Origin of the sequence: Bradyrhizobium sp. AUGA SZCCT0431, assembly GCF_018131065.1 — a bacterium.
In the GTDB taxonomy this organism is placed as follows: domain Bacteria; phylum Pseudomonadota; class Alphaproteobacteria; order Rhizobiales; family Xanthobacteraceae; genus Bradyrhizobium.
This window is the reverse complement of the sequence record NZ_JAFCLR010000012.1, coordinates 24533-37575: the sequence shown is the minus strand read 5'-3', so window position 1 is coordinate 37575 and position 13043 is coordinate 24533. Positions and strand designations below refer to the sequence as shown.

General features: G+C 61.1%; 10 protein-coding genes. 6 read left to right on the top strand and 4 right to left on the bottom strand.

The window, feature by feature from the left end; all coding sequences use genetic code 11:
* Nucleotides 1–79 precede the first annotated feature (79 nt).
* The 3 genes from JQ567_RS13685 to JQ567_RS13675 all read left to right on the top strand — a co-directional run bounded on the left by JQ567_RS13685 (nt 80) and on the right by JQ567_RS13675 (nt 3083).
* Nucleotides 80–1135, top strand: a complete 1056-nt coding sequence (locus JQ567_RS13685) for a 2-oxoacid:ferredoxin oxidoreductase subunit beta (protein ID WP_212439302.1) — start codon at nt 80–82, stop codon at nt 1133–1135.
* A 238-nt stretch (nt 1136–1373) separates the two neighbouring features.
* Complete coding sequence (locus JQ567_RS13680) at nt 1374–2237, top strand: DUF4344 domain-containing metallopeptidase (protein ID WP_249165456.1); 864 nt, start codon at nt 1374–1376, stop codon at nt 2235–2237.
* 441 nt (nt 2238–2678) lie between these two features.
* A complete protein-coding gene (locus JQ567_RS13675; protein WP_212439300.1) occupies nt 2679–3083 on the top strand; it encodes a hypothetical protein in 405 nt (134 codons plus the stop codon).
* Between the two features lie 29 nt (nt 3084–3112).
* Here the strand turns inward: JQ567_RS13675 and JQ567_RS13670 are convergent, their stop codons facing one another.
* The 4 genes from JQ567_RS13670 to JQ567_RS13655 form a co-directional block, all read right to left on the bottom strand.
* Entirely contained in the window at nt 3113–4651 is a 1539-nt protein-coding gene (locus JQ567_RS13670) for a SpoVR family protein (protein WP_212439299.1), read from the bottom strand.
* On the bottom strand, nt 4648–5919 hold the full coding sequence (locus tag JQ567_RS13665) for a YeaH/YhbH family protein (protein ID WP_212439450.1): 1272 nt from the start codon (nt 5917–5919) through the stop codon (nt 4648–4650). The genes JQ567_RS13670 and JQ567_RS13665 overlap by 4 nt, the downstream gene beginning before the upstream one ends.
* Before the next feature lie 21 nt (nt 5920–5940).
* A complete protein-coding gene (locus JQ567_RS13660; RefSeq protein WP_212439298.1) occupies nt 5941–7884 on the bottom strand; it encodes a PrkA family serine protein kinase in 1944 nt (647 codons plus the stop codon).
* 148 nt (nt 7885–8032) lie between these two features.
* The gene (locus JQ567_RS13655; RefSeq protein WP_212439297.1) at nt 8033–8281 is read right to left on the bottom strand and encodes a hypothetical protein; all 249 of its coding nucleotides are present in this window, start codon (nt 8279–8281) and stop codon (nt 8033–8035) included.
* 557 nt (nt 8282–8838) lie between these two features.
* Between JQ567_RS13655 and JQ567_RS13650 the strand changes: the two genes are divergently transcribed.
* From JQ567_RS13650 to JQ567_RS13640, 3 genes are all read left to right on the top strand, one after another.
* Complete coding sequence (locus JQ567_RS13650; protein WP_212439296.1) at nt 8839–9450, top strand: hypothetical protein; 612 nt, start codon at nt 8839–8841, stop codon at nt 9448–9450.
* A gap of 31 nt (nt 9451–9481) precedes the next feature.
* The gene (locus JQ567_RS13645; RefSeq protein ID WP_212266937.1) at nt 9482–9931 is read left to right on the top strand and encodes a DsrE family protein; all 450 of its coding nucleotides are present in this window, start codon (nt 9482–9484) and stop codon (nt 9929–9931) included.
* A gap of 253 nt (nt 9932–10184) precedes the next feature.
* Nucleotides 10185–13031, top strand: a complete 2847-nt coding sequence (locus tag JQ567_RS13640) for a bifunctional transaldolase/phosoglucose isomerase (protein WP_212439295.1) — start codon at nt 10185–10187, stop codon at nt 13029–13031.
* The last annotated feature ends 12 nt before the right edge of the window (nt 13032–13043 follow it).

Below are 13043 nucleotides of genomic sequence, written 5' to 3'. Positions count from 1 at the left end.
CGTCTTCCTTTTTCCCGGCCAAGACGTGGATGGCCGGGACAAGCCCGGCCATGACGAGCCGGGAGCTGCAGGTGTTGTCATGACCTACATTGCAAAACCGAAATTCCACCATCCCGGCCTGCCGAAGAACGATCTCGGCTACACCCACCGGGACTACGAGGGCAAGATTTCGACGCTGTGCGCCGGCTGCGGTCACGACTCGATCACCGCCTCGATCATCGAGGCCTGCTACGAGCTGTCGATCGAGCCGCATCGCGTCGCCAAGATCTCCGGCATCGGCTGTTCCTCGAAAACGCCGGACTATTTCCTCGGCAATTCACACGGCTTCAACTCGGTGCACGGTCGCATGCCGTCGGTCCTGACCGGCGCCAACCTCGCCAACCGCGACCTGATCTATCTCGGCGTCTCCGGCGACGGCGATTCCGCCTCGATCGGCTTCGGCCAGTTCGCCCATTCGATCCGGCGCGGCGTCAACATGACCTATATCGTCGAGAACAACGGCGTCTATGGCCTGACCAAGGGCCAGTTCTCGGCCACCGCCGACCGCGGCTCGAAATCCAAGAAGGGTGTGATGAACACCGACAACGCCATCGATCTGGTGGCGATCGCGCTGCAGCTCGGCGCCAGCTTCGTGGCGCGCAGCTTCTCCGGCGACAAGACCCAGCTGGTGCCGCTGATCGCGGCCGCCATCCGTCACAAGGGCGCGTCATTCATCGACGTGATCAGCCCCTGCATCGCCTTCAACAACCACGCCGGCTCGACCAAGAGTTTTGACTACGTCCGCGAACATAATGACGCGGTCAACCGCCTCGACGTCATCACCAGCCGTGACCCCATCACCGTCGATTATGCCCCGGGCTCGGTGCAGGTGGTGGATCAGCACGACGGCACCAGGCTGGCGCTGCGCAAGATCGACGCCGATTACGACGCCAATGACCGGCTGGCGGCGATGACCTTCCTGCAGAAGCACGCCGCCAAGGGCCAGGTGGTGACCGGCTTGCTCTATGTCGATCCCGACGCCGAAGACATGCACACCCATCTCGACACCGTCGAGACGCCGCTCAATACGCTGGAAGCCAAGGAATTGTGCCCCGGCTCGTCAGCGCTGGATAAGATCAACGCCAGCCTGCGGTAGGGCATGCAGTCGTCAGGTCGCAACGTCGATGCATCCCGCGATATGAGCTTTAGCCTCGGAAGCAGGCATTGGTTGGCGTGCCTGCTTGCGTACAAGCAGTCATCGCGACCGGGCTGCTGACAACAAGCCCGACCGGATTCGCTATCCACGGAATCCGACGGGCGTGCTATGATTGCTCGACCACGCGTCGATACACTTGTCCCCGTAATTTTTTTATCATTCATAATTGAGAAATATGATGAGGCACAAACCTGCCGCGATTGCCGCGGCCCTGGCGGCGGCGATCTTTTGGACCGTCGGCAATGCAAGCGCAGCCCCCAAAAGCAAGCCGAACCAGATCAAGTACGAATATGTGTCGCCAAAGGACCCGGCACACCTGCCGATCTACGACAAAATGAAGCAGGGTCGCGCACTCGAACACCTGCAGGAACTGCTTAGTCCACTCCGCCTTTCCTACCCGCTGACGCTGAAGGTCGCGGGTTGCGACGGCGCCGCAAACGCCTGGTACGGCGATGAAGTCATCACCGTGTGTTACGAAATGCTGGCGGACATCCTGAAGAGCGCGCCGCCGCAAGACCTTCCCGGCGGATTATCCCGGGCGGACACGGTGCTGGGCCCAATTCTCGCGGTGTTCTTGCACGAGACCGCGCATGCGGTTTTCAACATGCTGCAAATACCGGTGCTCGGCCGGGAGGAAGACGCCGCCGATCAGTTCGCCGCCTACGTGATGCTCCGACTGGGCAAGGATGAGGCCCGCAGAATGATCCTGGGCTCCGCCTATCACCATGCGATCCAGATGCCGGGACCGCAGGTCACCGTTCCGATCCGGGCGCTTTCAGGTGAGCATTCGACGCCGGCGCAGCGGACGTTCAACATTTTGTGCATCGCCTATGGTGCGGACAAGAAACTGTTCGCCGACATCGTCGAAAAGGAATTCCTCCCCAAGGACCGAGCCGAAGTCTGCGCGCGGGAGTATGATGATCTCAACTTTGCCATGACAAAGCTGATCGGTCCGCACATTGACAAGCGTCTGGCCGGGAGATTTCACGAAGTCTGGGCGCGAACCGTCAGTACCCGTCGCGCATTCCTTGCGCGCCAGTAGGATTTTCGACGTCTGAGCACAGCGGCCGGCCAGGGAATTGTGCCCCGGCTCGTCAGCGCTGGAAAAGATCAACGCCGGCCTGCGGCAGAGCGGGACGTACGAAGCAAGGGGCTGCCGAGTGCAGCCGACCTTATTGTGCGCGTCTCAATGTGGTTGCACCGGTAGCAACGGAAAACCTTGATGAGTGGTTTGGCCCCGATAGCGGGCAGCTTGCCTAACAGCCGCATTTCAGCATGGCACTTTTCGCATACTCGGATTTCCCGTATTTGCTGGCCCATCTCGATATGATGTGTACGAAACCCGTCGGAACAATGGAGTTTTGCTCCGTAAGACTACGGCAAACAAAAGCCGCCCCTTCCGAGAGGGCGGCGATTAATGGAGTCTTAGGCTGGTCGTGCCGATGATCGACCGCTTGTGAACGCTCTAGGAAGAGGTTCCGCCGTGCTCAAGGACGGCACTTATGCGGCATGGTTCAAGACCCCGGTAAGCCAGGGCACTGGCATCGTCCATGTTGCAGACGGCAGGATCTGGGGGCGCGACGGCGTCATGACCTACGAGGGCTCATGCGAAGTCGACGGAGACCGATTCACCGCGGTCGTCATCACAAGAAAACACACCGACGGGCTGCCAACTGTATTTGGCGATGATCAAGAACTCGAGCTTAAGCTGCAGGGAACATGCACCGGCAAGATAGCGACCTACATCGGAACGGCCGAACAGTTCCCAGGCCTGCTCCTGGAGGGAACGCTGATTTACAACGAGCAGGCGCGCCCCCCGGAGGCGAGCGAGCCCATACCAACATTCGATCCGCACAAGCTGCCGAAATTGCCGACGCGCGGGCGCTGATCGCTCGGATCGCGGGAACGCCGGAGTAGCTACGCCACCGCGGCCAGCCCGCGCGGGTTGGCGACATATTCCTTCAGCACCTTGCCTGTCGCGTCGACCTCGACCAGCGAGACGTTGTAGGTCCAGAGGTCGGCGAGGTGCTGCAGCACGCGCTTGGCATCGGTGTCGTTGAGCTGCGCGCCGTGCAGCACGGTATGGCGCAGCATCAAATGACGATCGCCGGCGAGATCGACATCGACGACTTCGATGTTGGCATCGATGAATCCGACGTCGTACTGCCGCGACAGCACGCGGCGCACGCGCCGATAGCCGCGCTCGTCGTGGATCGCATCGACCTTGATGCCGGCGGTCTCGGCGGGATCGTCATGCAAATGGAACATGCGGAAGTGCCGCATCAGCCGCGGTGAGAGGAACTGGCTGATGAAGCTCTCGTCGCGATAGTTGGCCCAGACATCGCGGAGCACGCCCATCGTGTCGCCCTTCCCGGCGATATCCGGGAACCATTCTCGATCCTCGTCCTCGGGATTGGTCACGATGCGCTCGATGTCCTGCATCATCGCAAAGCCAAGCGCGTAGGGGTTGAAGCCCGAGAAATACTTGCTGTCGAAATCGGGCTGGAACACGACGTTGGTGTGCGACGACAGGAACTCGAGGAAATTGCCGTCGGAGAGCTGCCCCTGCAGGTGCAGCCGGTTCATGATACGGTAATGAACATAGGTCGCGGTGCCCTCGTTCATGACCTTGGTCTGGCTCTGCGGGTAAAAATACTGTGCGATGTGCCGCACGATGCGCAGCAGCTCGCGCTGCCAGGGCGCCAGGCGCGGCGCGGTCTTTTCCAGGAAATACAGGATGTTTTCCTGCGGCAGGCCGAGCAGCGCGCGGCGGCGATCGGCGCTCAGCGTTGCCACGCTCTTGACCGGTCCGGTCGGAATGGTCCGCCACAAATCATTGAACACGCTTTCTTCGTGCTGGCGGCGGTACTGGGCCCGTTTCTCCTCGACGCGCAGGTCGGGCAGCTTCTTGCCGGGATAGCGGTTGATGCCATGCGACATCAGCGCGTGCGCCGCGTCGAGCGTCTGTTCGACCGCCAACCGGCCGTGACGCTCCTCGCACTGCGCGACGTAGGTCTTGGCGAATTCGAGATAATCGAGAATGCCGTCGGCGTCGGTCCATTGCTTGAACAGATAATTGTTCTTGAAGAAATGATTGTGGCCGAAGGCGGCGTGCGCGATCACCAGCGTCTGCATGGTCGCGGTGTTCTCCTCCATCAGATAGGAGATGCACGGCGAGGAGTTGATGACGATCTCATAGGCCAGACCCATCAAGCCCTTGCGGTAGGAAGCCTGCTGATAGGCGAAGTGCTTGCCGAACGACCAATGCTTGTAGAACAAGGGCATGCCGACCGAGCAATAGGCGTCCAGCATCTGCTCGGCCGTGATCACCTCGATCTGGTTCGGATAGACATTGAGCCCGAGTTCGGACTCCGCGATCTCCTCGCAGGCGTCATGGATCCGCTGCAGCGTCGGGAAATCCCAATCAGCACCCTGAAACAGCCGATCGCCTGTCATGGTGCCCTCTCCTGTCTTACGCGGCGCTGGAAGAGATCGTGAAACACCGGGAAGATTTCGCTGCGCTCGCAGACCTTGCGCATCGACAACGGCGCACCGGCGAGGCGCAGGCGCTCATACAGCGTCCAAAGCGACGAATCCGGCATCTCGAAGGTCAGGCCGGCATCCTGGCCGACCTCGAGATAGGCAAAGAACTGGCTGACGGGGAGAATCTTCTCGGTCAGCAGCCGGCCCGCCACCTCGCCGTCGGACGTGGAATTGTCGCCATCGGAAGCCTGTGCAGCGTAGATATTCCAGTCCGCCGGGCGGAACCGCGAACGCACGATCTCGTGCATTTCCTGCAACGCACTCGACACCAGCGTGCCGCCCGATGCCGGGCCATGGAAGAATGTATCCTCGTCGACCTCTTCGGCGCGGTCGGTATGGCGGATAAAGACGATCTCGACATGGCGATAGCGCCGCTTCAGGAAGACATAGAGCAGCGTGTAGAAGCGCTTGGCGAGGTCCTTCATGTGCTCGGTCATCGAGCCCGAGACGTCCATCAGGCAGAACATCACGGCCTGGGCAATCGGCTTCGGCGTGGTCTCGAACCGCCGGTATCGGATGTCGATCGGGTCGATGAACGGGATCCGCTTGGCCTTGGCTTTCAGGGCTTCAATCTCGGCCAGCAGTTCGGCGCGGCGCGCCTCGTCGCCGCAAATCAGCAGCTCGGCTTCAAGGGCCGCAATCTCTTCCGGCTTCGGCCGCCGCAATGCCACCCGCCGCGCCATCGCGCGGCTCACGGTACGGGGAATGGAAATATTCGCCGGCGAACCTGACGTCGCATAACCGGCCCGGCGGATTCCTTCGCTCTCCACCTCGGCAAGCTTGCGCTTGGCGAGATCAGGCAATTCGAGATCGTCCAGGAACAGGTCGACGAATTCCTCGCGGCTGAGAACGAAGCGGAAAGCGTCTTCGCTGTCGCCCTCCCCCGCGCCACCGGCCTTGCCGCCCGAGCCGCCCGAGCGCGGCAGGATGTCGCCTTCGATGAACTTCTTGTTTCCAGGAAGTATCATGTCGCGGGTACCGCCCTCACGGCGGAACCGCGGCTCGTCCATACCGTCCAGGGGGATGCTGACCTCGCCGCCTTCCAGGACATCCTTGATGTCCCGGTCGTGCGAGGTCTTCTTGACCGCCTGCTGAACCAGCGCCTTCGCCCGGCGCAGGAACCGCTGACGGTTCTCGAGACTCTTGCTGCCCGGATTCAGCCGCCGGTCAACGATGTGAATAGCAACCACTTCGCATCCGCCTCAGCCGGCTTGCTTCACGCGCATGTACCATTCGACGAGCCGGCGGACCTGGCGTTCGGTGTAACCGCGGTCCACCATCCGCGCGACGAAATCGTCGTGCTTCTTCTCGGTTTCGCCGTCCTTTTTCGAGCCGAACGAAATGACGGGCAGCAGATCTTCCACTTGCGAGAATATCCGCTTTTCGATCACCTCGCGAACCTTTTCATAGCTGGTCCAGCCCGGATTCTTGCCGCTGTTCTGGGCGCGCGACCGCAGCGAGAACTTCACGACCTCGTTACGGAAGTCCTTCGGGTTGGCGATACCCGCAGGCTTCTCGATCTTGGTCAGCTCCTGATTGAGCAACTCACGATCGAGCAATTGTCCGGTGTCGGGATCCTTGAAGTCCTGATCTTCGATCCAGGCGTCGGCGTAATCCACGTAACGGTCGAACAGGTTCTGGCCATAATCCGAATAGGATTCGAGATAGGCTTTCTGAATCTCGTTTCCGATGAACTCGGCATATCGCGGCACCAGTTCGGCCTTGATGAATTCGAGGTAACGCTTTTCGGTCTCATCAGGGAGCTGCTCGCGACGGATCGACTGTTCCAGCGCATACATCAGGTGAACGGCATCCGCGCCGACCTCCGACGTATCGTGATTGTAGGTTGCGGCGAGCACCTTGAACGCGAAGCGGGTCGAGACGCCGTCCATGCCTTCGTCGACGCCGGCGGCATCCTTGTATTCCTGGACGCTGCGGGCCTTGGGATCGGACTCTTTCAGGCTTTCGCCGTCATAAACCCGCATCTTTGCAAACACGGTGGAGTTTTCGTGACGGCGCAGCCGCGACATCACCGAGAAGCGCGCCAGCGTCTCCAGCGTCGACGGCGCGCAGGGCGCGGCGGCGAGTTCGGAGCCCTGGATCAGCTTCTCGTAGATCTTCTGTTCCTCGGTAACGCGCAGGCAATACGGCACCTTGATGACGCAGATGCGGTCGATGAAGGCTTCGTTGTTCTTGTTGGTCTTGAAGCTCTGCCATTCGGATTCGTTGGAGTGCGCAAGAATGACGCCGGTAAAGGGGATCGCACCGATATTCTCGGTTCCGATATAGTTGCCTTCCTGCGTCGCCGTCAGCAGCGGATGCAGCATCTTGATCGGCGCCTTGAACATCTCGACGAATTCGAGGATGCCCTGGTTGGCGCGGTTCAAGCCGCCGGAATAGCTGTAGGCGTCGGGGTCGTTCTGGGCAAAGGTCTCCAGCTTGCGGATATCGACCTTGCCGACCAGCGAGGAGATGTCCTGGTTGTTTTCATCACCGGGCTCGGTCTTGGCGACCGCGATCTGCCGCAGCCGCGACGGCTGGATCTTGGCGACACGGAATTGCGAGATGTCGCCGCCGAACGATTCGAGCCGCTTGTAGCACCACGGGCTCATCAGCCCGGTGAGGCGGCGGCGCGGAATGCCGTATTTTTCCTCGAGCATCGGCCCGAGTGTTTCCGGATCAAACAGGCTGAGCGGGCTTTCGAAGACGGGACTGAGCTCGTCGCCGGCCTTCAAGACATAAATGGGGTGAACTTCCATCAACGCCTTCAGGCGTTCGGCGAGCGATGACTTGCCGCCGCCGACGGGGCCGAGCAGATAGAGGATCTGCTTGCGCTCTTCGAGGCCTTGAGCGGCATGCCGGAAGAACCCGACGATGCGCTCGATCGTTTCTTCCATGCCATAGAAGCCGGCAAAGGCCGGATAGGTGCGCATGGTGCGGTTCAAAAAAATACGGCCAAGGCGTTGATCCCTGGCCGTGTCGATCATCTGAGGTGCGCCGATTGCCGCTAGCAACCGTTCGGCCGCATTCGCATATTTAAGCGGATCGCTTCGACACGATTCCAGATAATCCGCCATCGACATGTCGCTCTGACTTCTGGATTCGAAGGAGCGGGCGAAGGCGTTGAACAGAGAATCGTTGTACATAGATTCATCTCCTCATGGTTCAGCTATAACGTAGGATGCGCTGGCCAAGTTCCAAGCCCCCGGCAAGCCTCCTGCGTATCCAATCGCGAATCACCAACAGCAGATGTGATATCTGACACGCGAGTGACTCCATCACGCAATGCAATAGTCATGCTAAACGACTCGCCAGCTCAAGAATGTGCTGGAATCCACTGAATCTGTAACCGGAGTGCAACATGCGGCATCCGGAGAAGTACTGGTTTTTCAGGTAGATGAACGAACCTGCAGAATTCGCGCGGTTGAACACGCGCCGCCGCAATGCCTGTCGATTCATTAATGCACGCCGCGCGCGGCGCCCGTTCAGCGCGTTGGACCATAACGGACGATCTGAGATCCAGATCACTCCAGGCTGCGTCATCCTCGGTAGATCATCTCTCTGTTCGGTGTCGTTCGACGAATCCGAACGCGCGAATTCCGTTTCCAGGGCTTATGCCGCTCACCACGACGCGTGACGTTTGCGCTCTCGTCGGCATGAATGCCGTCTAGGCGGCGTTCATCGCGACTGTAATCAAGTCCCGAGCGCGACGGACCGATACAAGAGGCTCGCGCGCTAGTACTTTTGGATTAGTCCGGCGCAACCAAATAGCGGATCCTGAGTGCGGCGCAAAAACGAAACCCGCGCTGCGTCCAATTGGGTCAGGGGTGCTCCAGGTCATGGCCCGAATTGGACACCGGCCGGGATTTATTGTGCAAGGCACAATGCGGGCAAATCATGGGGCGCGAATGGGCGCGTCGCCCAATATTTAGGCAAGCGGCTGCCCGCAGCAAGGTTTTCCCGCCAACTCCCTGAAATTGAACGCAGCCGCTGCCACCTGCGACCAATCAACAGATCGAAGCCGCACCTTGCCTTGGCGGCGCCCGGAGCCGCACCGCTTCCGTGCGGGCGATCGGTGTGTCAGGCATTTAGAGACGATCATGAAGCGTATCTTCCTGTGTACCCTCACGCTGGCCGCGATGGCCTCGCTTGCCGGCCCCGGCCATGCCCAGGACGGTATCGACAAGGCAAAAGCTGCGGCCTTCGACAACAGGATGTTCGCCGGCCCCCTCGGTCAAAAGACCTATGCCTGCTTCGTGCGCCGCTATGACGCCAACCACCTGGCGCAGCATCCCAAGCAAAAAGTCAGCGCGATGAAGCTGCTGGTCACCGCCGAAAATCCGCCGGAAGAGAAGATCACCAATTATTCCTTCCGCATCGGCGTCAAATATCGGCATCGGCCGGGCAATTTCGACTCCAGCGGCTATTGCAACCATGTCGTCGCCGAGGACAAAGGCAACGAGATCCGCTTCGGCTGCGGCATCGATTGCGACGGCGGCGGCATCGATGTCGCAATGAAGGACGACAAATCCGCCATCATCCGGCTGGAGCGGATCAGGATCTGGGAGCGCAGCAAGCCCGACGACGATGCCAGCAATGATCTGGTAGCCGGCGCCGACGACAAGATTTTCCGGGTCGATCGCGCCGATCTGCGCGAATGTGCCGAGCTGGTGACCGACCGCAAGGAACTCGCGGCGCTCAGGCATAAGTGACAGCTTTAAGGCAATCGAGTTGGAGGACGCCATGCATCGACGCAGCATCTTGTGGGCCGCGGCGTCCGCTTTCGGCGCCGCCTTTGCCGCCTCGCGCGCCAGCGCGGCGACCGAGGCGCCGCCGACGAAAAAACTGAAAGTGGTCTATCACCTCAACGACCTCGACAAGGTCAGTTCTGTCGTCGGCAACATCCAGAACCATCTCGACGGCGTCGGCGGGCCCGACAACGTCACCATCGCTCTGGTCGTTCACGGCCAGGCGCTGCGCGCGTTCCACGCGTCCGCGGCCAATCCCGATCTGACACGGCATATCGGCCAGTTCGCCAAGGCCGGAATTGAACTCGCCGTCTGCGGCAACACCATGAAATCCCAGAAAGTCGGCCTCGCCGATCTGCTGCCGGGCTTCATTTCCGCCGACCAGGGCGGCGTGGTGCGCATCGCCGAGTTGCAATCGCAGGGCTATCTCTATTTGCGACCCTGATCGCAATCTGCGATCGTGATCGCGGCGTCCGCTTTCCCGTCACAAAATTGTGCTGGATTTCGCCGACTCCCCGGGCGCTCATCCTGGGGATCGAACGGCTGCAGGCGGCGTTATCCCACCGGATACACCCGTTCCGACCGGCAGCCACTCCATCCACTTGCCATCCACTTGCCATCCACGTGTTGACATTCCCGCCTCGCACCCGAAAGCTGCCGGGGAACCCGAAAACCGACGACCGGACAGAACAGGCATCATGAATCCCGTCAAAGCACTCGAAAACCACGGTCAGGCCGTCTGGCTGGATTTCCTCGCCCGCGGCTTCGTCGCCAAAGGCGATCTGAAGAATTTGATCGACACCGACGGCGTCAAAGGCGTGACCTCGAACCCCGCGATCTTCGAGAAGGCCATCGGCAGTTCGGACGAATATGACGGCGCGATCGGCCAGGCGCTGAAAAAGGGCGACCGCCCGGTCGCCGACCTGTTCGAACATGTCGCCATTGAAGACATCCAGAACGCCGCTGACGTGTTGCGGCCTGTCTACGACCAGCTGAAGGGCGAGGACGGTTTCGTCAGCCTCGAGGTCTCGCCCTATCTGGCGATGGACACCAAAGGCACCATCGCCGAGGCCGAGCGGCTGTGGAAGGACGTCAAGCGCAAGAATTTGATGGTGAAGGTGCCGGCGACGCCGGAAGGCCTGCCTGCGATCGAACATCTGATCGGCGAAGGCATCAGCATCAACATCACGCTATTGTTCTCGCAAGAGGTCTATCGCCAGGTGGCGGAAGCCTATCTCGACGGGCTGGAGAAACTCGTCGCTGGGGGTGGCGATCCCTCGGGTGTGGCCAGTGTCGCCAGCTTCTTCGTCAGCCGGATCGACAGCGCCGTCGACAAGCAGCTCGACGACAAGATCGCAAAGGCCAACGACCCCAGCGAAAAGGAACGCCTGAGCGCGCTCAAGGGCAAGATCGCGATCGCGAACGCCAAGATGGCCTATCAGGACTACAAGGGGCTGTTTTCGGGCGCACGCTGGGACAAGCTCAAGGCCAAAGGCGCAAAGCCGCAGCGGCTGTTGTGGGCTTCGACCGGCACCAAGAACAAGGACTATAGCGACGTGCTCTATGTCGAGGAACTGATCGGCCCCAACACCATCAACACGGTGCCGCCGGCGACGCTCGACGCGTTCCGCGATCACGGCACGTCGCGCGACAGCCTCGAGGAAAATATCGAGGACGCGCGCCGCGTGCTGGAAGAGCTGGAAAAATCCGGCATCTCGCTCGATGCGATCACCACCGAACTGGTCAAGGACGGCGTCAAGCAATTCGCCGACGCCGCCGACAAGCTCTACGGCGCCGTCGCGCACAAGCGCGCGGCTTCGCTTGGCGGCGGAATCGACAAGCAGCACCTCGTGCTCGGCGACGGCATCAAGAAGGCCGTGGAGAAGGGCACCGAGGACTGGCGGGCGTCAGCAAAAATCCGACGGCTCTGGCACAAGGACAAATCGGTCTGGAGCAATGACGACGAGAATAAGTGGCTGGGCTGGTTGAACAGCCCGGCTGCCGCCGATGTCGCCGATTACGAGGATTTTGCCAGGCGCGTGAAGGGGCAGAACTTTTCGGACGCTGTGGTGCTCGGCATGGGCGGATCGAGCCTTGGTCCGGAAGTGCTGGCGGAAACCTTCCCGAAGAAATCGGGCTTCCCGAAACTGCACGTGCTCGACTCCACCGACCCCGCGCAGGTGCGCGCGATGGAGAAGAAGGTCGACCTGGCAAAAACCCTGTTCATCGTCTCCAGCAAATCCGGCGGCACCACCGAGCCGAATGCGATGAAGGATTATTTCTTCGATCGCGTTTCCAGGACCATCGGCGCTGACAAGGCGGGCCATCGCTTCATCGCGGTGACCGACCCCGGCTCGTCGCTGGAGAAGGTCGCGACCAAGCAGGGTTTCGCGCGCATTTTCTACGGCGATCCATCGATCGGCGGACGTTACTCGGTGCTGTCTCCGTTCGGGCTGGTGCCGGCGGCGGCCGCCGGCATCGATGTCAAAAGCCTGATCAAGCACACGCTGGCGATGGTGCGCTCCTGCGGCGCCGACGTGCCGCCGCACGAAAACCCCGGCGTACAGCTTGGACTTGCGCTCGGGTTAGCCGGGCTCGAAGGCCGCGACAAGGTGACGATATCCTCGTCGAAGAAGATCGCCGATTTCGGCGCCTGGGCCGAGCAATTGATCGCGGAGTCCACCGGCAAGGACGGCAAGGGCCTGATCCCGATCGACGGCGAACCGCTCGCCGATCCCGCGATCTACGGCGACGACCGCTTCTTCATCGATATCCGAACCGAGGGCGAAGCCGATTCGGCGCACGACGACAAGCTTGCCGCCCTCGAGGCCGCCGGACATCCGGTGGTGCGCATCGTCATGAAATCGATCGACCATATCGGCCAGGAGTTCTTCCGTTTCGAGATGGCCACGGCCGTCGCCGGCTCCATCCTCGGCATCAACCCGTTCAACCAGCCTGATGTCGAGGCGGCCAAGATCAAGACGCGCGAACTGACCGCGGCGTTCGAGAAAACCGGCGCACTGCCGGCCGAGCAGCCGGTGGTCGCGACAGCCGAGGCCGACATCTACACCGACGAAGCCAATGCGGACGCGCTGCGCAAGGCCGGCGCCAATGGCACTTTGGAATCCTGGATCAAGGCACATCTCTCGCGTCCGGGCAGCGGCGACTATTTTGCGCTGCTGGCCTATATCGCGCGCGACGGTGGCTCGATCGACACGCTGCAGAAGATGCGGCTGGCGGTGCGTGACGTCAGGCATGTGGCGACCTGCGCCGAATTCGGACCGCGCTTCCTGCATTCGACCGGCCAGGCCTATAAGGGCGGGCCCGACAGCGGCGTGTTCCTGCAGATCACCGCCGACGACGCCAAGGACCTGGCCGTGCCCGGCCAGAAGGCGAGTTTTGGCGTCGTCAAGGCGGCCCAGGCGCGCGGCGATTTCGACGTCCTGACTGAACGCGGCCGGCGCGCATTGCGGGTTCATCTCAAGGGCGACCTCAAGCCGGCGCTTGCCGCGCTGGATGCCGCGATATCAGAAGCGCTCAATTAGGGAAGTATTGGC